Annotated in this window: 32 protein-coding genes and 2 tRNA genes; 17 read left to right on the top strand and 17 right to left on the bottom strand. The window is 59.8% G+C overall.

Features of this window, described 5'->3' with window-relative positions:
- Nucleotides 1-93 precede the first annotated feature (93 nt).
- The 5 genes from V8Z65_RS02865 to V8Z65_RS02845 form a co-directional block, all read right to left on the bottom strand.
- Nucleotides 94-163 (bottom strand) — tRNA-Phe (locus V8Z65_RS02865).
- Nucleotides 164-175: 12 nt separating this feature from the next.
- Nucleotides 176-1,093 carry a DUF4238 domain-containing protein gene (locus V8Z65_RS02860; RefSeq protein ID WP_338722398.1) on the bottom strand — a complete coding sequence of 306 codons (918 nt, stop codon included), beginning with the start codon at nucleotides 1,091-1,093 and terminating at the stop codon, nucleotides 176-178.
- The gene (locus V8Z65_RS02855) at nucleotides 1,090-2,322 is read right to left on the bottom strand and encodes a site-specific integrase (RefSeq protein WP_338722397.1); all 1,233 of its coding nucleotides are present in this window, start codon (nucleotides 2,320-2,322) and stop codon (nucleotides 1,090-1,092) included. Before V8Z65_RS02855 ends, V8Z65_RS02860 begins: the two co-directional genes overlap by 4 nt.
- Nucleotides 2,309-2,785, bottom strand: a complete 477-nt coding sequence (locus V8Z65_RS02850) for a hypothetical protein (RefSeq protein WP_338722396.1) — start codon at nucleotides 2,783-2,785, stop codon at nucleotides 2,309-2,311. Before V8Z65_RS02850 ends, V8Z65_RS02855 begins: the two co-directional genes overlap by 14 nt.
- Nucleotides 2,786-2,864: 79 nt before the next feature.
- Nucleotides 2,865-3,377: a hypothetical protein gene (locus V8Z65_RS02845; RefSeq protein WP_338722395.1), complete on the bottom strand. Its 513-nt coding sequence runs from the start codon at nucleotides 3,375-3,377 to the stop codon at nucleotides 2,865-2,867.
- 142 nt (nucleotides 3,378-3,519) lie between these two features.
- Here V8Z65_RS02845 and V8Z65_RS02840 point away from each other — a divergent pair, with 142 nt between their 5' ends.
- From V8Z65_RS02840 to V8Z65_RS02805, 8 genes are read left to right on the top strand one after another with little or no spacing between them, the layout of a single operon-like run.
- Nucleotides 3,520-3,720 (top strand): hypothetical protein, encoded by a 201-nt coding sequence (locus V8Z65_RS02840; protein ID WP_338722394.1) that lies wholly within the window; start codon nucleotides 3,520-3,522, stop codon nucleotides 3,718-3,720.
- A gap of 12 nt (nucleotides 3,721-3,732) precedes the next feature.
- The gene (locus V8Z65_RS02835) at nucleotides 3,733-3,951 is read left to right on the top strand and encodes a hypothetical protein (protein ID WP_338722393.1); all 219 of its coding nucleotides are present in this window, start codon (nucleotides 3,733-3,735) and stop codon (nucleotides 3,949-3,951) included.
- A complete protein-coding gene (locus V8Z65_RS02830) occupies nucleotides 3,948-4,151 on the top strand; it encodes a hypothetical protein (RefSeq protein ID WP_338722391.1) in 204 nt (67 codons plus the stop codon). Before V8Z65_RS02835 ends, V8Z65_RS02830 begins: the two co-directional genes overlap by 4 nt.
- Entirely contained in the window at nucleotides 4,141-4,344 is a 204-nt protein-coding gene (locus tag V8Z65_RS02825; RefSeq protein WP_338722389.1) for a DNA-binding protein, read from the top strand. Before V8Z65_RS02830 ends, V8Z65_RS02825 begins: the two co-directional genes overlap by 11 nt.
- Entirely contained in the window at nucleotides 4,334-4,591 is a 258-nt protein-coding gene (locus V8Z65_RS02820; RefSeq protein ID WP_338722388.1) for a hypothetical protein, read from the top strand. The genes V8Z65_RS02825 and V8Z65_RS02820 overlap by 11 nt, the downstream gene beginning before the upstream one ends.
- Nucleotides 4,588-4,779, top strand: a complete 192-nt coding sequence (locus V8Z65_RS02815) for a hypothetical protein (RefSeq protein WP_338722386.1) — start codon at nucleotides 4,588-4,590, stop codon at nucleotides 4,777-4,779. Before V8Z65_RS02820 ends, V8Z65_RS02815 begins: the two co-directional genes overlap by 4 nt.
- A complete protein-coding gene (locus V8Z65_RS02810; RefSeq protein ID WP_338722385.1) occupies nucleotides 4,754-5,350 on the top strand; it encodes a hypothetical protein in 597 nt (198 codons plus the stop codon). Before V8Z65_RS02815 ends, V8Z65_RS02810 begins: the two co-directional genes overlap by 26 nt.
- Nucleotides 5,350-5,775, top strand: coding sequence for a DUF6074 family protein (locus V8Z65_RS02805; protein ID WP_338722384.1), 426 nt, complete (start codon nucleotides 5,350-5,352; stop codon nucleotides 5,773-5,775). The genes V8Z65_RS02810 and V8Z65_RS02805 overlap by 1 nt, the downstream gene beginning before the upstream one ends.
- Before the next feature lie 265 nt (nucleotides 5,776-6,040).
- Here V8Z65_RS02805 and V8Z65_RS02800 read toward each other — a convergent pair whose 3' ends face one another.
- A complete protein-coding gene (locus V8Z65_RS02800) occupies nucleotides 6,041-7,099 on the bottom strand; it encodes a hypothetical protein (protein ID WP_338722383.1) in 1,059 nt (352 codons plus the stop codon).
- A 212-nt stretch (nucleotides 7,100-7,311) separates the two neighbouring features.
- Between V8Z65_RS02800 and V8Z65_RS02795 the strand changes: the two genes are divergently transcribed.
- The 9 genes from V8Z65_RS02795 (at nucleotide 7,312) to V8Z65_RS02755 (ending at nucleotide 12,724) form a co-directional block, all read left to right on the top strand.
- A complete protein-coding gene (locus V8Z65_RS02795) occupies nucleotides 7,312-7,557 on the top strand; it encodes a hypothetical protein (RefSeq protein ID WP_338722382.1) in 246 nt (81 codons plus the stop codon).
- A gap of 61 nt (nucleotides 7,558-7,618) precedes the next feature.
- Nucleotides 7,619-7,777, top strand: a complete 159-nt coding sequence (locus V8Z65_RS02790; protein WP_338722381.1) for a hypothetical protein — start codon at nucleotides 7,619-7,621, stop codon at nucleotides 7,775-7,777.
- A 48-nt stretch (nucleotides 7,778-7,825) separates the two neighbouring features.
- Nucleotides 7,826-7,996 carry a hypothetical protein gene (locus tag V8Z65_RS02785; RefSeq protein ID WP_338722380.1) on the top strand — a complete coding sequence of 57 codons (171 nt, stop codon included), beginning with the start codon at nucleotides 7,826-7,828 and terminating at the stop codon, nucleotides 7,994-7,996.
- On the top strand, nucleotides 7,993-9,411 hold the full coding sequence (locus tag V8Z65_RS02780) for a hypothetical protein (protein WP_338722378.1): 1,419 nt from the start codon (nucleotides 7,993-7,995) through the stop codon (nucleotides 9,409-9,411). The genes V8Z65_RS02785 and V8Z65_RS02780 overlap by 4 nt, the downstream gene beginning before the upstream one ends.
- 25 nt (nucleotides 9,412-9,436) lie before the next feature.
- Nucleotides 9,437-9,637 carry a hypothetical protein gene (locus tag V8Z65_RS02775; RefSeq protein ID WP_338722377.1) on the top strand — a complete coding sequence of 67 codons (201 nt, stop codon included), beginning with the start codon at nucleotides 9,437-9,439 and terminating at the stop codon, nucleotides 9,635-9,637.
- Nucleotides 9,638-9,736: 99 nt separating this feature from the next.
- Nucleotides 9,737-10,162 (top strand): P27 family phage terminase small subunit, encoded by a 426-nt coding sequence (locus V8Z65_RS02770; RefSeq protein ID WP_338722376.1) that lies wholly within the window; start codon nucleotides 9,737-9,739, stop codon nucleotides 10,160-10,162.
- A 348-nt stretch (nucleotides 10,163-10,510) separates the two neighbouring features.
- On the top strand, nucleotides 10,511-11,899 hold the full coding sequence (locus V8Z65_RS02765) for a hypothetical protein (protein ID WP_338722375.1): 1,389 nt from the start codon (nucleotides 10,511-10,513) through the stop codon (nucleotides 11,897-11,899).
- A 127-nt stretch (nucleotides 11,900-12,026) separates the two neighbouring features.
- On the top strand, nucleotides 12,027-12,314 hold the full coding sequence (locus V8Z65_RS02760; RefSeq protein WP_338722374.1) for a hypothetical protein: 288 nt from the start codon (nucleotides 12,027-12,029) through the stop codon (nucleotides 12,312-12,314).
- A complete protein-coding gene (locus V8Z65_RS02755; protein WP_338722373.1) occupies nucleotides 12,314-12,724 on the top strand; it encodes a hypothetical protein in 411 nt (136 codons plus the stop codon). The genes V8Z65_RS02760 and V8Z65_RS02755 overlap by 1 nt, the downstream gene beginning before the upstream one ends.
- Here V8Z65_RS02755 and V8Z65_RS02750 read toward each other — a convergent pair.
- From V8Z65_RS02750 to V8Z65_RS02700, 11 genes are all read right to left on the bottom strand, one after another.
- Nucleotides 12,717-13,205 (bottom strand): hypothetical protein, encoded by a 489-nt coding sequence (locus V8Z65_RS02750; protein ID WP_338722372.1) that lies wholly within the window; start codon nucleotides 13,203-13,205, stop codon nucleotides 12,717-12,719. The genes V8Z65_RS02755 and V8Z65_RS02750 overlap by 8 nt on opposite strands.
- Nucleotides 13,206-13,208: 3 nt before the next feature.
- Nucleotides 13,209-14,282, bottom strand: coding sequence for a hypothetical protein (locus V8Z65_RS02745; RefSeq protein WP_338722371.1), 1,074 nt, complete (start codon nucleotides 14,280-14,282; stop codon nucleotides 13,209-13,211).
- A 486-nt stretch (nucleotides 14,283-14,768) separates the two neighbouring features.
- Nucleotides 14,769-15,155 carry a hypothetical protein gene (locus V8Z65_RS02740; protein WP_338722370.1) on the bottom strand — a complete coding sequence of 129 codons (387 nt, stop codon included), beginning with the start codon at nucleotides 15,153-15,155 and terminating at the stop codon, nucleotides 14,769-14,771.
- A gap of 14 nt (nucleotides 15,156-15,169) precedes the next feature.
- Nucleotides 15,170-15,745 (bottom strand): hypothetical protein, encoded by a 576-nt coding sequence (locus tag V8Z65_RS02735; protein ID WP_338722368.1) that lies wholly within the window; start codon nucleotides 15,743-15,745, stop codon nucleotides 15,170-15,172.
- Between the two features lie 160 nt (nucleotides 15,746-15,905).
- Nucleotides 15,906-15,981 (bottom strand) — tRNA-Phe (locus tag V8Z65_RS02730).
- A gap of 223 nt (nucleotides 15,982-16,204) precedes the next feature.
- Nucleotides 16,205-16,381, bottom strand: coding sequence for a DNA gyrase inhibitor YacG (gene yacG, locus V8Z65_RS02725; protein ID WP_338722366.1), 177 nt, complete (start codon nucleotides 16,379-16,381; stop codon nucleotides 16,205-16,207).
- Nucleotides 16,381-17,019 (bottom strand): Maf-like protein, encoded by a 639-nt coding sequence (locus tag V8Z65_RS02720; protein WP_338722364.1) that lies wholly within the window; start codon nucleotides 17,017-17,019, stop codon nucleotides 16,381-16,383. Before V8Z65_RS02720 ends, yacG begins: the two co-directional genes overlap by 1 nt.
- 103 nt (nucleotides 17,020-17,122) lie before the next feature.
- Complete coding sequence (gene infA, locus V8Z65_RS02715) at nucleotides 17,123-17,341, bottom strand: translation initiation factor IF-1 (RefSeq protein ID WP_046103343.1); 219 nt, start codon at nucleotides 17,339-17,341, stop codon at nucleotides 17,123-17,125.
- Between the two features lie 74 nt (nucleotides 17,342-17,415).
- On the bottom strand, nucleotides 17,416-18,375 hold the full coding sequence (locus V8Z65_RS02710) for a UPF0262 family protein (RefSeq protein WP_338722357.1): 960 nt from the start codon (nucleotides 18,373-18,375) through the stop codon (nucleotides 17,416-17,418).
- 8 nt (nucleotides 18,376-18,383) lie between these two features.
- Entirely contained in the window at nucleotides 18,384-19,676 is a 1,293-nt protein-coding gene (gene hisD / locus V8Z65_RS02705) for a histidinol dehydrogenase (RefSeq protein WP_338722355.1), read from the bottom strand.
- Between the two features lie 9 nt (nucleotides 19,677-19,685).
- Complete coding sequence (locus V8Z65_RS02700; protein ID WP_338722354.1) at nucleotides 19,686-20,117, bottom strand: DUF2948 family protein; 432 nt, start codon at nucleotides 20,115-20,117, stop codon at nucleotides 19,686-19,688.
- Nucleotides 20,118-20,226 lie beyond the last annotated feature (109 nt).

Genomic DNA, 20,226 nt, shown 5'->3' with positions numbered 1-20,226 from the left:
CCTTCGCGACACCCAAATGGAACCCAGCGCGGAAGATCAACGCTGCGACTTACATCGCCAGTCGCTTAATGTGTTGATAGCGTTATGAGAAAATGGTGTCCAGAGCCGGAATCGAACCAGCGACACGCGGATTTTCAATCCGCTCTTGATGCCTTTGCACAATGCGCTTCCGGCCTCATGTTGCATCCTTGTTGCGTCCACCGTGCCGCAGTCCGTCGATTATCTCTGGTCCCGACTTGCGTGTTGGATCTTTCAACCTTCGAGCAAGCCAAGCGAGAGTCTCTTTCGGCTCCCGGCTCAGGACATATCGGTCGCACTGGTGAGCGCTGTCGACGTTTAGCATGTTGACCAGCCTTCTAGACGGAAGTCGTTCTAGCCGGCGAAGGAGATTTACATTGGGGGAACCGAACCAGGCGGCGGTTGGTGAAAGCGGAATTGCCCATAGTGTATTCGGATCGTTAGCCGCGAAGTGACGGATCAGCGGCCGATCAGAGAGGACCAAAGCTTGCAGATCGCGGCGAACCATCCATGGCCAACTGACAAGATTGCTCGCCATTTCCTTGTTCATGGTCAGGGACTGCACCGAGAGTAGGGCCTGATCTTCCATCGGATGCCCCGACAGTCGCTCCCACACGTCCGCAGGATTAGCATTTTCACCCAATTCCGCCAACTTGGCGACGAGTTCAGCATCCTGATTTAGCCCCTCTTTGTAGTGCTCCGTAACCAAACGGATGAGTTCGGAAACATTTCGGGGGCGGCGGGCATCCAGAGAGAAAAGGAAGCCAGAAAATTCCAACTTCTGCTGCGGTGACAGTCCGGCGCCTGGCTCATTCAACATGCGCGATACAATCCTTGCGGCGGAGTTGTCGACGTCTCGGAAAAAAGTCGTTTCGATGGCGTCCCGGCCGCTGGGATGATCTGCCTGGAAGGCAAGCAAGCCGTCGGCGGCACCGATCTGATCGAGCCCAGCCGGAAACATTTTGAGATCGCTGACGCGACTGTTCCAATAGTAAGCTGGCAGCCGCAGCTGGCCTTTATCGGTGGTAAACAGCCATCGACGCATCAACAGCTTCGGGACGTAATGATGCTTCAACCCAGCAGCGACCTCTCTGCCGCCGCTAATTCGTCCTGGTCCTCGCCGCGCGGGAAAAGATGCGAGTAGGTGTCCATGGTCAGGTTGATCGTGGAATGACCAAGTCTCTCCTGCACCACCTTTGGCGGAAGGCCGAGGCCACCATCCTGAGGACGATTGATGCACCAGGAGGCATAGAAGTGCCTCAGGGCGTGCATGCCGGTATAGCGGGCGGCAAGGATCGGCTGGCCCTCTACATCGAGCTCGCCAGTCTCCACCGTCACCCCCGCCCGGATCTGGACCGGCAGCAAGCCGCGGTTGATCATGTTGGCCAGGCTCTCGACCTTCCCCTTGCCGTTGGGGAATACCAGGTCCAGTTCCTTGATCGGCTGGCCGTCGTCATCCTTGCGACCGGTATCGCGCCGGGGGCACACCAGGCGCCATTCCCGCAGCGTGTTGACCACGATAGGCGGCAACGGGACTTCCCGCTCACCTGCCTCTGATTTCGGCTGTCCGATATCATTGAAGCGATCGGCACGCTGGCGAACGTGCAGCACTTTCCGGTCAAGGTCGAAGTCATCCCAGCGCAGGCCGCGCAGCTCAGAAGCACGCAGACCGGTGAAGATGGCAGTAAGCAGCACCGGGCGCCAACGGCCCTGTAGAGCCCCTACAATGGCCTTGACCTCTGCCGGCGTCGGAATGTCCACCCCAACCCGTAGCTTGCCCTTGGCCCGCTTCTCTGTCCGCCTGTCTGACGATCCGCGCCGCCCCCTCATCTCCCGCACCACGTTTCTGGCCACAAGGCCGCGCTCCTGGGCGTCGGCAATGAGCGAACCGAGACTGACCACCACCTTTCGCACCATCGCCGGCGAGCGGCCCTTGTCCAGCAACCGTTCCTCGAAATGGCGTAGCGCTGGCAGTGTCAGGGCATTGAGGCGGGTTTCACCGATAAGGGGCCCGATATGCAGCTCGAGGTGTTGCCGATACTGGTCGACGGTGGAGCGCTCCCGCCCTGCCCTGCTCTTGGCGGCAATCCAAAGGCGGCCGGCCTGGTTGACTGTGGCGCTGGCGGAATCGGCAACGTGCACGCCCTCCCGCACCTCAACCGTGGCGGTGGCTGAAAACTGGTCGGCTTCTTTTTTGCGCTCGAAGGTCTTCAGGCGCCGCTTGCCCTGGCTGTCGATATAGTCGACCACCCAGGCGGATTTCTCGACGCCCTTGCTGGTCCAGGTGCGCTTACGGACTGACATTTGGCGGCGCTCCCCCGTTGAAGAGTGCAGCGATGGCAACTGCCAGACTGAAAAGACTGATAATCAGCGCCGACCAGTTCAGCCAAGGCTTATGGGCAATCTCCACTTCAGCTGCAATCTCGTGCCGCAGTTTCATCTTTCCCTCATCGGAAAGTGCCCAGGTCCAAAGCTGTCCGGACTTGTACCAATACGGGCTGTCATCCGAGCGTGGCGGAATTGGCACCCCCCATCGTTGGGCCCGAGCAATCAGGCGCTGGCTTTCCAATTCGTCTAGACGGTCAGCATAGGCGCCAAAATCCCAGAAAAGCTCGTCGCTCAACCGGTTCAACTCATCGGCCTTCATGCCCTCGGCCTTGGCTTTTTCCAGTTTTTCATGCGCCTCGCGACGCAAACGAGCAACTAGCTTTCTCTGACCGCGGAGATACCACCACTGCTGAATTGCTCCACCCTTCAGTCTGACCATGGCTATTCCTCGCGCGCGTGCACGTGCACGCGTATGCGCGTCGCGCGGGAGGCGGTGGCATTAGTGCGATTGCGGGCGCTCACTTGTCGCCCTTTGGCGGGTCTACCTCGTAACCCTTTTCGCGCAACCGCTCTCGAATCTCATTTCGCGTCTTATCGATTGCGTTGCTGGCGCTGTGCATTTTGGAGCTGAGCGTTGCATGCGATGGGTTTTTCATCTGGTCCATCCAGAACCGTTGCTCCTTCAAGTTGAGCTCTAAGATCAAAGCGAGGTCGAGAAACTCCATCAGTGAATTGATGGAAAGCCACAAAGCCTCTTTGGCGCTCAGATGCTCTTTTTCTGGGTCATCGAGATCGGCCATCATCTCGATCTGATCCTCTGCCTCCGCATCGATCCGCTCCAGCAACTTGCCGAGATGTGAGAGTGCGCCAGGAACAATCACTTCGTCCGCACCCATGCCAATCTGGCATAGGCGGCGTATCGCCTCCGCTCTGGACCGCATGCGGTTGGCGAACATCCAGTCATCGAGGCCTTTGGCCTCGGCCGGCGACATCATCATCTGAAATTTCAGCGTCTTTTTTTCGTCTGCCATGGCCACCCCCTGAGCACCAACTTATCCCAAGACATCCTCATGTACGTCAATAGATGGATGTTCCGTTACTTTCTGGCTTGACGAGGCCGCGCAGCGTCGGCATGGTTTACCCGTTACTAACGGAAGTAACGGAGGAAATGTGGTGGAAGCCAAATCAGCGAAGGTCCAAATCATGATCGAGCCGAGCCTCGTTGCTCGTATCGACGACTGGCGCTTCGAAAACCGCGTTGGCTCACGGTCAGAAGCCATGAGGAATCTGATCAGCAGAGCAATGGACGCCGAAAATGAAAAAGGTCCGGCAGCGACGGCAATCGCTCCGGACCATGAACCGACCAACCCGTGACAGGATAGATCAATGCTCAACCAGCAGAATAGCACCGGCGCGCTCAGAGAAGCAAGCCGAGAGGATGCCGAACAGCGTTTCATCGAGGCGGTTATCGCCCTTGGAAAGGCCGCGCAGGCAATAGACCCATCAATCGATCATTGCGCCGTTTCGCGCATGGTCCGCCCTGGGGAAGTGACTGACGGGATGCCCCGATACGTCATGTTTGAGCGGAAGGCGGTGGCAGCATGAGCCCCGTAGAGCGCCGCTATCTCGAAGACCTCATTGAGGCCGCTATCAAATTGCTCGACCAGGACGATGGCGAACCCGACCAGGAGGATGACGGCACGGCCGAACCGTGGCTGGGCTGGACCAAGACCGGGGCAATCGGCAACGGCCAGGACCTCGAAATCAGCATCATCGAACTGGAGGGGCCAAGCCATGCAGCCTGACCAGCAAGCCCAGCCCCTCGACGTCCTCTGGGGCGCGCAGGCTATTGCAGAGGTGATCAACCGTACCGAGCGGCAGACAAAGCACATGCTTTCCAAAGGCGAGCTGCCGGGCAAGAAAGTGGGAGGGAGGTGGTGTGCCTCCCGTTCCCGGCTCAAGGCATACTTCGAAGGGGAGGCGGACCATGCGGCATAGCCACGCCCGCCCGCGCCGCTATCGCACGCTCTGGCCGCCGGCGCCGCCCAAGCCCTTCCAGCCCGCCCCCAGCCCCGAGCGTGCCCGTTTGGCGGTGGCCGTTGCCTTGCGTGATGGCAGGATCGAACGCAGCCCCTGCGAGACCTGTGGAACGGCAGAAGGCGTTGAGGCGCATATCCCCAACCCCGCGCAACCCTTTGCCCTGTTCTGGCGCTGCCCAACCCATATGCCGGGGGTGCAGCATTGAGCCGGTCGGAAACAGTCACCAACGGCCATGACACCATAGGCATGGTCATCAGCAATGAGCGTGGGCATGAAGCCTACGGCGATGGCGGCAAATATCTCGCCACCTATCCGACGCTCCCAGCAGCCCGCAAGGCGGTCTTCCTGCACTCTAAGGAGGCCGCCAGTGCCCAGACGCAACCGTCATCCTAAGCGGTCCGGCGGCGCCCGGTTTTGGGTGCAGCTCGAGCATTGGCTTCTCGACACCCCGGCGTGGCGGCATTTGTCGGCAAACGCCAAGGTGATCTATGTCGAGTTGAAGCGGCGCTACAACGGCAAGAACAATGGCGAAATCTCCCTGAGCGCGCGGGAGGCCGGGGACGCCATTGGCGCAAGCCAGCAGACCGGCGCCCGGGCCCTGACCGAGCTTTCCACGCATGGGTTCGTCGAAGTCACCGAGGACAGCTCATTCAATCGCAAGGTCCATGTAGCCCGCCGGTATCGTCTGACCGAGGTGGCAGACGATCGCCCAGGCCTGCCCAGGACCGCCAGCAAAGACTTCCTTAGATGGTCTGGCGAGACCGCTGCGAAATCCAAAACTCAGTTCCATGGGTGTGACGCCACAGTATCATCCATGGAACGCCACTCGACCAAAAAGCCGACTTTGGCCGCGAACAGTTCCACCCATGGAACCGTAAAGGTCGAGAAGGCGATTTCACAGTTCCATGGACGGAACAGTATCAGATATCAGCCAGCCAGCCCCTCGAAGCGGGAGGCGTCGTAATGGAATACGACCCTCGCCAGATGGACTTGTTCGCCGATGCTGGTGGAGAAGGGGCGGCGCAGCGCGCTACCAAAAAGCGCCGTAGCAAGCCGGCCCTTCCTGCACCGGCGCCAGCATCTAAAGCCCCTCTTGAAAGCGATGCGCAGCAGCGCCCTGGCCGGGACGGAATAATTCTCCGTTTCCCGACCGAACAATGGGCGCCGCGTCTATGGCAACCCAAGGTCGAAAAGGTCAGCAGCTTGCTCCAGGAGAGGAAGACCGAGCGCGGCCGGCAGAACCTTTGGACCACCACTGTCAACACGCTCTTCGCCCAGATGCGGCGGCGCGGCGCCACGCCTGATGAGTGTCAGCAGCAGATCAATGATTTCCATGCCGCCGTGGCCTGGCAGCTCTCGCAACAGCAAAGTGGTCCAGGTGCAGCATGAAGAAACGTTTCATCATGACTTATGCTCGAATGGGTATCTCCCGCGACATGGCTTCGGGTTTTTCCTGTCGTCGCTGCGGCGCGGCCGGTGGCCTGCCGTGCATTGGCTCCAAGGGCCAGTTCAGGATCCAACCCCACATTGACCGGTATAAAGCCGCTGCGAAGGCGCTGGCAGGTGGGCAATGAGGCCTTCGGAAAGGCATCAGGGCTTTACCAGCTTCTCCGACATCGCGTTGAGCGCATGGGTATCGAGTAGGCTTTCGTCGTTACGCTTTCGGCACCCGGCGAAGGATAGGCCCTGGAGCGACGAGGCTCTTTTGGACAGGAACATCATCGGCCATTGGCTCCCACACCTTCAGTCCCCTAGCCGTCGTGCGGTCCACCCGACCGGAGCCCTTGTAGAGCCCCATGTAACCGGTCAAAGCGCTCACATTTCTGATCTCGGGTGGGGTCTCATCAAACCAACATTTGTCGATGGTGGCGTCAGACGAGCCACTGATCTTGGCGCCGTCAAGCTTACAGTTTTCAAAGGTTATTTCAGTGGAGCCGAACGAGTAGATGTAGGCTCCGGAAAGGTCGCAGTCCTTGATATGGACATCGGCGGAGCTGTCTCTGGAGAAGCGAATTCGTCCTTTGGAAAGGTCGCAGTCCTCCCAGGCCAAGGCGCCAAATGCTGCGCCTCTGATAATGCTGTTCCGAAGGTCGGTTCCAACGAAATCAGCATCGTAAAGAAGGCAATCCAGAGCCCTGATGGACGCCAGCCGGTGCCCCGCAACGAACGCCTTGCTGAGATAGAAGCTTCTCAGGAACGCGACTGGCGGCGACTCGTCTCGTATCTTGCTGAAGGCGGCAAGTGCCCTCAGGGTAATCTCATCCGTTTTGTCAAAGTCGGCTGCAGTAACAGGGCGGCCGACCAAAGACATCTGAGCCAAGTTCCACTGATTTATAGCGTGGATGAGAAACTCTCGTATCCATTCCGCCCTACGTCCTTCAGCCTCAGTGGTTGCAAGGTCTTCAAGGACAATTATACCCGCAGCCCTTTGCGCATATCCCGGGCTTTCAAAGAGCGCCACGCCCTTCTCGAACCGCTCAGTGCTGTCCTTTTTCTGCCCAAGCAGATAGTTGCGCCAGGCCAGCCAGGCCGCGGTAGTTGCCGCTGCAAATGTGCCCAGCCCCGCCAGAACATCCAGCCAGCCACGTTCACCCCGCCAAAACGCTTCCGTCCTCATCGGCTCGTAAAGAAAAAAGCCGACTACAACCATACAAAACACTGCAGATCCTGCGAGAACCAGCGCTTCCCGCACCGTCTCCCAACGCGCTTTCATGATCGCCCCCATAGCCCCTTGCGTTCTAATAGGCCGCATCGTGCCTCATTTGGTCAATGGGGTCGCTGGTACATGGGGGGCGTGGTGCCAACTGCGCAATTGGCCAAGTGGTGCACCGGCGCTGGTCTGAATCTTTCGCAAAGCCAGATTAAAGTTTTGAGTTGCTCAATGTGGCTTTTAGGACCTGTGACACCGTGTTGGGAGCCAGGCCGTTGAACAGCAGCGATCTCAAGAGCGCTGGCCGGTGTAGCGTCATCCTGGAACAGGCCCTAGCAGAAATGAAGGGGAGCGGCGCGCCGCCCCATATCATCATCGACCGGTTGATCAGCTACGGCGCCTTTCTGGCCGTGGCGTCGACCAGCAAGGCCCACGCAGCCGATCAACTTCGCCAAATTGCCGATGCCGTAGAGGCCGGGGTGTTCGATGGCATCGGCGCCAGCCGTGTTGGCAGAGGTTGACCGCATGAGCTCAGCCAAGAATTCCCGAGAGTATCGGTCCAGACAGAAGGCGGGAGAGGTCGTGCTCAAGATCCGGGTGCCAGAGATAGACCTCATCGAGGCGCTGGCCGAAATCGACTATATCGACCCTTCCAAGGTGGGAGACGATAATCGCGAAGCACTCAGCCTAGCCGTTCAGGAACTACTGGCCTTTCTCATCACCACGTGCCCAGACGAGTAAACGTCACCGGTGACGGCAAGCCTTTTCGGCACCTGCTATCGGTCGACCATGACTGAAGCCAGCAAATCGACCCGGATCCTGACGCGCATGATGGAATCCATCCGTGCGCCGAAGCTCGACCCAATGGCCAGCAAAGAGTTGCTGCGCCCCAAGACCGTCACCCGCACCTTTGATGCCCCGGGCGAGGATGACGATGAAGACGTCGAGGGCAAGAAATGATTGAGGCGGCCGGCACCCACCACAATGCCGTGGTCAAAGTTGTCCGTCTGAAGGCGCTGGATACGGCCCAGCGCATCATCGAGGGCACAGCCACCACACCGAAGACCGATCGCGTGGGCGACATCGTCATGCCGCTTGGGGCCAAGTTCAAGCTGCCTCTGCCTCTGCTGCTGGACCATGATCACAAGCAGGCGGTAGGCGAGGTGGAATGGGCCAGCCCCACCAAGGCAGGCATCAAATTCAGGGCTCGTATTGCCAAAATCGATGAGCCTGGCGCTGCAAAGGATCTGGTCGACCATGCATGGCAGCTGGTCGAAAGCGGACTGCGCAAGACCGTAAGCATCGGTTTCCGAAGCCTTCCCGGCGGGTCGGAACTGATGGCCGATGGCGGCATCAAGTTTTCGTCCTGGGAATGGCTCGAGCTCTCATTGGTCGCGGTGCCGGCGCAGGCAGACGCGACAATCGACAGCTTCAAGGCGGCGCCACTGGCTCAGCCCAAGCGCAAGACACCCTCTCGCGTGGTGGCCTTGCTGACCCCTGCAGAGCGCCAGCTGAAGGAAGGCCAGGAAAAGCTTGCCCGGCTCGGGAAACGGCGAAAAGGCGAGGCCGACCAGAACGCCGGCAACGGCAAGCGTCGGGCGGTAGTCCATATCGCTCCGCCCGCCCAGCGAGAAGCGGAGCGCATTCAAACGCGGCTGCGTGAGATCGAAGCCGCCATCCGAAAGAACGAAGGTCAACAGCGAAAGGCTGGCGAAGCCTATGACGAAGCCCTTCGCGGCGCCCTTATTGCGGTGGGCAAGGGGCTGGAGAGCGAGCGGCGTTTTCTGCTCGAGCGGAAGCTCGGAATCGAAAACGGCTTGATCGACGTCAGCGAAAAGGAAGTCCGCGCGCCTCTGGCAAAGGCTCACAGGCCGGCGGAGGAGGCGACCAAGCCGGCTGCTGAGCCCAAAGCTGCCCCACCCCGCCCCTGGCCGTCCCTGCAGGCGACCGATGATGGGTCGGCATGGGATCATGCCTGCAACTTCGGAATGCGATCGATGCAGGCCATCCTGGAGAAAGGCGGCCACTCGCCTGACACGGTGGTCCGGGCCGATACCATCCGCACTGTCGTCGGCATGGCGATGGGGTTGGCAACAGTGGCCTTCCGATCGGTGGAGGCGCTGCAGGCCAAGGTGATTGAGATCGAGGCCGCCGGGATCAAATTCGCAGGCGTCTGGCAGCGCGCTCAAAGCTATGAGCGCGGCGCCATCGTGACGTCGGCCGGGTCGGCATGGGTGGCGCTCAAAGAAGTCCCAGAAGGTACGGTGCCCGGCCAGTCACCCGAACATTGGCAACTGATGGTCAAGGCTGGCCGCGACGGCAAAGACGCCAACCTCACCGAACGCAAGGGAGAGGCCCGTGCCGTCAAGCTCTAACACCACTCCGGACCACAGCAACCCAGTGCCCCTCTCACCATCTGATGCGCTGAAGGTGCTTTCCGAACAGGCTTTGCAGGCCTTCTATGCGTACGCGGCGGAATTGGATCTGAGCGACCCGGAGAGCGCTTCGATGCTCACCGCCTATGCCGAACGGCTGGCCGATTGGTTGGAAGCCAGCATGGCGCCGATCATCGAGGCTGCCACGCCCCGCGTGTTGCACTGATGGGGGGCGTAGTCTCGACATTGTCGCAAGCCCGGTCGCGGACCGGTGGGGCAGTTCCGTTCGCACTGCAAGCAATTTTAGGGGGGAGGGTTTCGCCCCATGACACTGCGCACCATTGAAGGCGGCGATGGCCTCCCACCTGAACCTGACTGGTCGGCAACCTATAACGACGTTCTCGACCAGGCGCTGGCACGCGAAACATGGGGCCAGGTGACGCGGGAGATGATGGATGCGGGAACGCTGGCGGTAGTGAACGGTCACGCCATTCAGCGCCTGGTAAATTTCCGCATCATTTACGAACGCGCAGCACGCGCGGCGGCAGAGCAAGGCGCCGTCATAAAGGCCAAGAAAACGGGCGTTCTCCAATACAGCCCCCACTGGATTGTCAGCCGCCAGGCCGATGACGCAATGCGCGCCCTTGAGGCTGAGCTTGGCATATCACCGCTTCGCAGAAGCCGCGCCGGCAAGGCGGTCAGTCGTGGCCGCAAATCTCGGCCGGCCGATCGCTACCTCGGCGGCAAATGACCACCACCATGAGGAACTGAAATGGCTCTGCGAGTTCGAGTTCGAAATTTGAATGTGCGGGAGTGCAGCGGAGACAACGGCGCCGGTCGGCTAGCCGTCTTCGATTGCGACATCGGTGCCATCTCAATTTTCGGCTGCACCCTCATGCGGGGTGCGGACGGCACGCTTTTCGTCGCCATGCCTCGACGCAATCATCACGGCGAGCCAATGCCAGCAGTGAGGGTAATCGATGGTGAGATCCTTCACTCGCTGATGGTCAAGGCCCGTGACCTTTACCACGCCGCGGGTGGCCAGATGGCCCGTACATCAAACCCGACAAACTAGCACCACTCAAGAGGAGCGCATTCAATGTCAATCCTTTCCCCAAAAACCGTCTATGCTCCTGGCAGGTTTCCGCCCAAAGCTGAAATTATCCAGTTGCTCGAGCAGATAGCTGGTGGCACGGCAGGTATCGGCGACTACCGAGGGGCTTGGTCCGCCGCCGGGGAATATGTCGAAAAGGACTTCGTACGGCACGCCGGCAACATCTGGTATGCCCTTCGAGACAACACTACAGTGACGCCAGTGGAAGGTGATGACTGGACCCTTTTGCTGCCCGGTGTAACCGTCGCTGATGGCGCTATCGACTTGCTCCAGATGGCCGATGCTGCCAAGGCAGACTTTCGCCGAGTGGGCCCGGGGTTGAGCGAGCCGTTCCGTTGCGTATGGCGCACCGAGACGGAGGTCACGTTCCAACATACGGCTAACCTCGCTATGTGTGGCCATTTCCACATGGGGAACTGGGAGAAAGCCACGGCCACGCTATTCCCCACACCGACGCCGCTTACGAATGGCGGCCTGACCTATGCCACAGTCGGCGACGGAATATCGACCCAAGGCGACTTGCTCTACGAGAACTGGTGTTCGGTGAACGTCTGGGAAAACCTTTGGTTTGTCGCTGATGATGGTGACGCTGCAGGGCAATACAAGTTCACGCCCAGCCTACGTGTCGGATCTGTGGCAGGAAGCGTTGTTACCCTCAACGCCTGCGGCGAGAACAGCCATGCTATGATCGGCGCCACACCGAAAACCTTTCAGTGGGCGAACAATGCTCTCGTTGGTGTGCGGGTGCTGGTGGTGACGGAGACTGTTGAGAGCCGGGAAAACTCTTGGTCAGGACGCACCGCGACAATCACGGCCAACACCAACGGCACAATCACGCTGGATGAAATCGGCGGCCTTTCGGTGGGCGACTACTTCATCTTGCTGCCCAACACCGACCACTACGTCTGGCTATTTGATGCGTACTTCGAGGACAATGGCATCAATAGCCCGCCCGCCCCCATGGTCTCGGTGCGAAACATTGGTTCTTCTGGATTGGGTCGGCGAGCCACATATAGCTCGAATGTCACCGTAAACTATCCATCTGCGGGCACGGCCTTGGCGGCACCTGGCAACCGAGTGCCGTATGCGGGCAACATTTCCCCGCTGGCTCGTGCATTGATCGCGCAGGTATCTCAGACGTTCAACTCTAGTTCCACCGGCGACTATGCCGAATATTTCGACCAGGACGGTGCTAACCACATCATCGCGCAAACCTACCATCAAAAGACACAGGCCGACATTTCCGAAACGCACGTGGCCAGCCAACTGGTGATGAGTGGTTCCTACGGTCCGCACGTCTATGTGTACAACGCAGGAAGCAATGTCGCGAACGTGTCAGCGCATTCGATGCTGACACTTGGGTGGATATACTAGGGGGGGGGCGCCTGCAAAGTTGGCTAGACAGCCTCGGCCCGCACCCACGACGGCCTCATTCGCAGTACATGCGCGCGCGGTTGGAATAAACTGGAAACCCCTACCGAAACCCCGACCGGAATCTGAAATGCCATACAAACCAACGGGTAAGAAGGCGGGGCGACCCAGAAAAACCCCTACCAAAACCGCTACGCCCAAGCTGGCACCAGTGGAGCCGGTCGAGATCGATCCGCGCGCTGTCTTGGCAGAGATCGCCGCTGACAAGGAAGCTCCCGCTGGCGCCCGCGTCCAGGCCGCCAAGGCGCTAATGGGGCGGCCTGGTCAGCCGCCGGCACAGCCCGACGACGAACCACCCATGGACGAGGTGACGCGCCGCGCCCTGGCAATCATGCAGAGATCAGGAAGGCCAAACTGATGACCCAAGCCGAAGACCGAATCCCCATTGTCGAGACCTACCGTGGTGTCGGCATCCATGATCAGCAGCCCCGAGAGCGCATCGACGGGGTGGTGAAACCTGCCATCGATCGCGTTCTGGGCATTGGCGACGTCAAGCGCCTGGCGGACTATGCGGCCGATACCGGCAATCCGCCCGAGGCCCGCTTGCTGGCTTCGGCACGGGTAGAGGCAATGTGGGAGCTTGCCGCCGAAAACCGAGAGCTGCGTCCAGGCATCGACCTGGCGGTGGTGAAAGCCAGTGTGGCAGGTCTGCAAAGCGTTCGGTGGCGTAGCTCGCAATACTACGGGAGCTTACTGGACAAGCCCGATGGTCCTGGGCTGCGGCGGCAAGAGAAGCGCAAAACCTTAGTGCCACGAGTTTTCACTTAGGTAGGATACCGACTAACCACTCAACGGCGTTGGGTAAGCTCTCAAGTCCAGCCTCTAGGGCTCGCTCGGCAACCTTCCCCAGCGCGTCAGCAGGCAGGTTCCTGATCTTTTCCACCAGTGAGGCTTTGACTCCCTCTTCGCCCTGGGATTGCGCGATCTTCTCTAGCAACATGCCCCTGACCGTGTCCTCGTGGAATTTTACCACAACGACCCCGAGTATTGCTGACAGGCCACCGTCGTCTGCCAGAAAGTCCATGCCCTTCGCGGTGATCTTGGCATGATGAGGCTTGATTGACCCATCCACGAACTGCGTGGCTTTCAGATCGATCAATTCGTGTTCGTCCAAATAGTATAGGTTCACAAGAAGTCGATTGTCGCTTTGCTCTCCATAGCTCCGCTTGATGTCTGCGGCATGCGGGTAGAGGTTCCGTAGGTCAGATAGAAGTTCCCTCTGGAATGCGCGGTCCAGCAACTCTCCCATGGCTCACTCCATCTCATCGGCCAGTTTTTTTGTTCCTCGCCTGCCCAGCTCGAATTCAGCTCCCCCTGGTCCGATCTTGGCCCGTGCAGAAGCCCTTAGCAGCTCCGCAATAGCATCTGACTTTGCATCGGCCTTCTGCTCCTGGGTGCCAAACAAGTTGCGCGAAACGCCTTCGATCATGATTTCAGGAATCTGAACGCCTTCTTTTGAATTCGCCTCGAGAATGGTCTCAATTGCCCAGCTGGCCCGGTTAAGGTCGATGGCATAGCGCTCCAAATCCCGATGTGCGCGAAGGTCGTCATTGTAGGATTTTCGAAGCCAGTTGATTGCGTAGACGAGGAAACCAAGGGCAGCGAGTGAGCCGATCGATCCCTTCCCAAACAGCATCCAGGTAGTAACTACCTGACTCCATGTCGGCTCTGTCTCCATTGCGGCTTGCTGCGCCCAAGTGGCGGAGAAATCGCCGTAGGAAAGTAGTGCGAATGCTGCCGAGATGGCGGCGCCGCTCAGAACCGCAATCAGAACAGCGAGCCGATAGACGAGAGAGGTGCGCGGGATGAGCGCCCTTGCCAGTTTGTCCTGTATGTCGCTTGTGATCGCTTCCCGAAGGCTTCGGCGCGCATGCATATGGTCCCGATCATCGAGGGTCTTCTTCAGCGCCTCAAGCTCTTCCATCCGTGCAGCATGCAGAGCCTCCAACTCGGCCTGGCGAGTTTCAAGCTCAGTCTCGCGTGCCCGCATGTGCGCCTCAAATTCCTGCTGGCGCTCCTTGTACTCTCGATCGACCTCAGAACGACGTGCCTCAGCCTCTGCATTGAGATCAGAAAACCTGTCGTTTAGCTTTGCAAACGTCTGAGCAAGTGCGCCCGCCGCGGAATCGGCAGGTTCGCTGGTGAGTGAAGGCTCAGCCAGTAGGATCTTGCTTTCGATCAGGTCTACCAGCTTATGAACCGTCGCCCGGTCTGGCGCCACGTTCTCATTCGGGCGCCGCCGGACAGTGTTGGCCTGAAATTGGACTTGGTCGAAATGAGGAGAGGGCACACGAGGCGACCCGAAGTTACTTTCGTCCTTCGCCAATCCCCGACGGAACTCTATTACGAACGCTCCATCTTCGGAGTGCACAGAGGCCTCAGAAAGGACATGCGAGCCCTTGGCTCTAAAGTCGTCCCTAGAGGTTTCATCCGGGTACGCTGAACGGACACCGGCGATAGCAATGCGGCACTTTGAGGCCGGTAAAGCTGCCAGTAGGGCGTCCATCAGGTCCAAGACCTTCTTGTCAGTTAGCCGGACGGTCGTAAATATCTGCAATAATCAGCCCCCCATTTTCAGCCCAAGAGAACTTGGGGGAGAATCGAGGGCTCAGCAAGGGTGGAGGCTATGTGGGAACTGGCGGCCGAAAGCCGGGAGCTACGGCCAGACATTGATCTGGCGGTGGTCAAGGCCAGCGTGGCAGGGCTGCAAACCGTTCGATACCGGCACCCGGAGTATTACGGAAGCCTGCTTGACAGGCGCGACCCGCCGGGGCAGCGCCGGCAGGTGAAGCGGGAAGTGGCACTGACCAGATCATAGGGTCGGCGCTTGGCCGGCATAGGCCGCGTGAAAACCCCATGCCAAGTAAACTGACCCTGTCAAAAACGCCACTATCGACAGCAAAATGAGGACCAACCCGATCGCCTGAAAGCGGTTGGACGTGACTCGATGCGCATCAATTTTCTCATCAAGCCACTTGTCGACATAGCGCGTTGACACGAAGGCAGCCACCCAGGCCAGCATGGCAACAGCTAGGCCCGCTGCCCAACACACCATAGAAACCAGCGTGGCCCCGGCGATGGCCTGGGGAATCGCGGAAATCTGAGTTAGGAGGGCGACGGCCGCACCTCCGTTTAGCAACGTAGCGCCCTTGATGGCGCCCCGAGCGTTTTCGATGGACTCTGCTCGATAATCGACCACAACGCGCCCTCGCTCTATGTGCCAGACGCCGCAGTAACCCCAACAAACGGCTGAACTGCAAACCACATCAAGCTGCCGAACCCGAACAGCATCAGGCCCAGCATCGCAAATAGCATCCATTTCGGCATTACCCGCATCGGGGCCATTATCACTTCTTTGCCCAAACCTGACTTGGACCTGGCGCTCAGCACAATCGGCAGGTCTCCGATCGTGTCGAGCATCGAGAGGGTGAAGTGCTCGTTTGCCGATAGATACGGGAACGTAAGCACCAGCCTGCCGTCATCGAGCTTTGATTTCGAGTAGCCACGAGGATTCCAGACCTCGAAATGTTGCGGCTCCCAATTTAGCACTAGCTCTACGTCCTCGATCGGCGCCCGACCAACATTCTGAAACCAAAGCTGCTGTGTGCGGACGGGGAAGCTGCCGCCCTCAAGGTTTCGCATCGAGTAGTAGTGCTGGTGCGAGGTTGACCACACTAGGCGCCCCTTAGGTGTCACCAAACGGGCAATGATCGCAGAGATTGCAGCGATGATGATCGCCTGCAATAGCCCGTTGCTCGACGTGATGAACGTCCACACACTGCCAATCATGCTGCCCTCCCATGTCGCGCCCTTGTCGCGTGGCGCAGCCGTACGATAGCGGACGGTGCTGGATTCTCAATGACTTAGCTGAACGCAACATGCGCGACATGAAACTCGTCGGACGACGCCGAGGTCTTCGATCAACCTACTGATTTCATTGGAGAAATAATGGTGCCCAGAGCCGGAATCGAACCAGCGACACGCGGATTTTCAATCCGCTGCTCTACCAACTGAGCTATCTGGGCATCGGGCCGATGCGATGGGTATCGCGAGCCACGGGCCTTATAGGGGAACCGATTTTGCCGCGCAAGCGCGAAAACGCGATGTGGATAAAGGGAATGGGGAGGCGAGTGATGGGCTTGCTATATCAGGCCGATGGCGCGCCACCCCTACCTGGCTCTGCCAAGGCCCCATGGGCCCAGCTGCGTTACCTTCCCCATCCATGGGGGGTGTGAAGGGCCAATAGGCCTAGTCTTGGTCCTCGCCATCATCGACCGGCTCGTCATCCCTGGCGGGAATGACGTAATTGCCGGTGAGCCAGCGATTGAGGTCGATATCGGCGCAGCGCTTGGAGCAGAAGGGCTTATGATCTTCCACCGCCGGCTTGCCGCAAATGGGGCATTTCTTTTGCGTGGTTTGCGGCATCAGACGCCAGACAGGCTCGATTGATTGAGCCAGTTGAAATGCACCGGGTAACCTTCGCCAGCCAGAAGCTGGGTGGTTTCATGCAAAGGCAGGCCGACGACGGCCGAGTAGGAGCCCACGAGCTTTACGACAAAAGCACCGGCTATGCCCTGAATGGCATAGCCGCCGGCCTTGTCGCGCCATTCGGCGCTGGCAAGATAGGCTTCCATCTCGCGCGACGAGAGACGCTTGAAGCGAATGCGCGTTTCGACCAGGCGGTGGCGCCGCGCGCCCGATGGGGTGATCAGGGTAACGCCGGTATAGACGCGGTGCGCACGGCCGGACAGCAGGCGAAGGCAATCGGATGCCTCCTCCATGGTTTCGGCCTTAGGCAGGATGCGGCGTCCTACAGCAACGACCGTATCGGCGGCCAGCACGATGGAATTGGCGCCGAACCCGGCGACACTGGCCTTGTGCCGGGCCGTCAGGGCCTTCAAGTCCGCCAGGCGCTGGGCCAGCTTGCGCGGCAATTCGCCCTTTTCAGGGGTTTCATCGACATGGGCCGGCACCAGATGTTCGGGCTCAATGCCGACCTGGTTGAGCAGAGCCAGCCGGCGCGGTGAGGCCGAAGCCAGAATCAGGTCGGGGCGGCCGGCCATTTACATCGTGCTCCTGGATGGGCTGGGCCCTTCGCATGGCTCAGGGCGTTCGTTGCTCAAAACGATCCACCGGATCGTTTTGCCCACCTGCGGTGGTCGCGCCTCACTTGAAGCGGTAGGTGATGCGACCCTTGGTGAGGTCGTAGGGGGTCATTTCGCACAGCACCTTGTCGCCAGCGAGAACGCGAATGCGGTTCTTGCGCATGCGCCCGGCGGTGTGGGCGATGATTTCATGGTCGTTTTCAAGCTTCACGCGGAAGGTCGCGTTGGGAAGCAATTCGGTGACCACGCCCGGAAATTCGAGCACTTCTTCCTTGGCCATACTTTCTCCTGAGAAGGCCCCATGCGCCATTGTGGCTGGCCGGGGCCGCAAAATCGGGCGGAACCTACTTCAATTCATTGGTTTTGTGAACCACTTGCTACAAGAGGCTCAAGCCGGGCCCGGACGCGCTTACGCAAACCGTCGCGCAGATCCCGATAGGCATTGAGGACAAGCTCGCGATTGCCCTCAACCAGGGAGGGGTCATCCACTTTCCAATGCTCGATGGCGCCGGCTTCGAGACCCTTCCTGGCGACCGCCTCGGGGGCGTCGTCGGAGAGGGTAATGACAAGATCGAAATGGTTGGCGACCAGTTCATCGAGGATATGGGGCGTGTGCACGCTCATATCAATGCCGATCTCCTCCATGACCTCATGCACGAATTGATCGGCCTTGCCGCCGTTTACACCCACCGAACGGGCGATAAGGCGGCCGGGAAAGGCCTGCCGCGCCAGTGCCGCCGCGATGGGGGAACGCACCGAATTCATCGAGCAGACAAAAAGCACGCTGGGCAATTCGCTGGTCGCCTCGTCGATGCGGCTGGCATAGGGCTGCACGGCGCAGATGAGTGTGAAAAGCCGACGGGCCGTATTGAGATCGATGATGATCTTGTTGGTGAGGCGCGTGCGCAGAAGCTCGGCGGCCTCATTATGCATGCCGCGCCTGGCCATATCGACCGTTTCGATCTGAAATGGCTGGGCCGACCGAATGGCTTCGTAATAGGCGTCACGGATGCGGAAATAGTCGCGGATCAGCCGCCGGAACGGGGTGAGCGAGAGATAATGCGCGGCGATGGGCTGGAAGGTTTCCGGATTGCGCACGTCGAGCAGGATATAGTTGCCGATGATCGACATATGCAGGGCATAAGGACCTTCGGCACTGACGCGGGCAGGCCTGAAGCTGTTTTCCTCCAGCAGATCATAAATGGCGATGCGCCATTCGTGCACCTCGTCAGGGTCGATCGAGGTGATGGTATTGGGGTCGAGCGTGACGGTGACCAGCCTATCCTTGTCGGTCGCTGCCAGCTCTTTGCCCATTGTAATGCTCACCGATTGAGCCGGATCGAAATCGACCGGCCGTGACCGTCGAGGTCTTCCACGCCGGCTATGGTGACAGCCGGTTCGGCCAGTGCAGACAGTGACGAGGGCGTACAGCCGAGCAGCGAAGTCCGCTTCATGAAATCGAGCACGCCCAGGCCCGAGGCGAACCGCGCCGAGCGGGCGGTGGGCAGGACGTGGTTGGAGCCACCAACATAGTCGCCAATGGCCTCAGGCGTGTGGTGCCCCAGAAAGATTGCGCCGGCATGCCGGATTTTCGGCACCAGCGCCTGCGGATCGTCGGTGGCGATTTCCACATGTTCGGAGGCAATGCGATTGGCCAGGGCCGCGGCCTCGTCGAGCGAGGACACGGTGATGATCGCACCAAGCTCGTCCCAACCTTCGCGCGCCAATGTCTGCTTGGGCAGCAGCGAGAGCTGACGATCGACTTCGGCCGTAACAGCATCTGCCAATCGCGGATCGGTGGTCACGAGGATAGATTGCGCCCCTGCCCCATGCTCGGCCTGGGCAATGAGATCGGCGGCCACCCAGGCCGGATTGGCTGAATGGTCAGCAATGACGAGCACTTCAGAGGGGCCGGCGATCATGTCGATGCCGACCTGGCCGAAAACCTGGCGCTTGGCCGTGGCGACAAAGGCATTGCCCGGGCCAGTGATCTTGTCGACACGAGCGATGGACCTGGTGCCATAGGCCAATGCGGCAACGGCCTGGGCGCCGCCAATGCGATAGATTTCGGTGATGCCGGCGATCTGGGCAGCCGCGAGAATAGCCGGGTTGGCCTCGCCATTGGGAGTGGGCACCACCATGGCGATGCGGTCGACGCCGGCAACGCGCGCAGGCACAGCGTTCATCAGCACCGAGGAGGGATAGGAGGCCAGGCCGCCGGGCACATAGATGCCCACGGCATCGACCGCCGTCCAGCGGGAGCCGAGGGTGACGCCCAGCGCATCGGTATAGATATGGTCCTGCGGCTTCTGCTTTTCGTGGTGAGCCTTGATGCGGTCATGCGCGGTTTGCAGGGCGGCGCGCACATTGTCCGGCACGCGAGCCGCCGCTTCGGCAATTTCACCGGGCGCAAAGGCCAGCGTCTGTGGCGTGACATTGGCCTTGTCGAACCGATTGGTCAGTTCGGCCACGGCTATATCGCCGCGCTCGCGCACATCGGCAATGATGGCCGCCACCGTGTCGTTCACATCCTTGCTGGATTCGCGCTTGGCACCGAGCAGGCCGGTGAAGCGCTGTTCGAAATCGGACTGTGCGCTGTCGAGGCGAAGAGGCATGAGGAGCTTTCAGTCGAGGACGTGTTTGGGTTTGGCCGAGGCGGCCCAGGCGGCGCCAAGATCGGCAAGGCGGGCCTCGAGATAGTCGACCGTGAGGCGAACCGTGCCGCCACCGGCAAAGCGCAGTTCGACAATGCCGGACGGGGCTGAGCTTGGTGCGAATGTGATGGCTAGCAGTTCAACCACACCTTCGGGCGCAGTGGGATCGAAACCGGCAAAGGCGACGTGGGTAACACCACTGAAATGCAGAGCGGCGCGCTTGCGAACACCCTTGCCGCGGGGCTTGTCGGCCGCCCAGTCAAAACGGTTCATCAGCAGGGCAAAACGCTTGTCGCGGCGGGCAAAGCCCATATCGGCGACGCGAATAACGGCATCCTGCAGATGGGCGGAGATAACTTCGAGGTCTTCGGTATCAAGCGCAATCAGCTTGAGATCGGTCATGTTCAAGGCCCTGTTGGGTGGCGATGACCCTATCTGGTCGCCGCATGACCGATCTACAAGTTTGTGCCGCATCGGGCAATGCGCAGTGACCGATCGTGCAGACTTTACT

The organism is Devosia sp. XK-2, from assembly GCF_037113415.1.
In the GTDB taxonomy this organism is placed as follows: Bacteria; Pseudomonadota; Alphaproteobacteria; order Rhizobiales; family Devosiaceae; genus Devosia.
The sequence above is the reverse complement of the archived record's forward strand: the minus strand, read 5'-3'. Positions and strand labels throughout refer to the sequence as shown.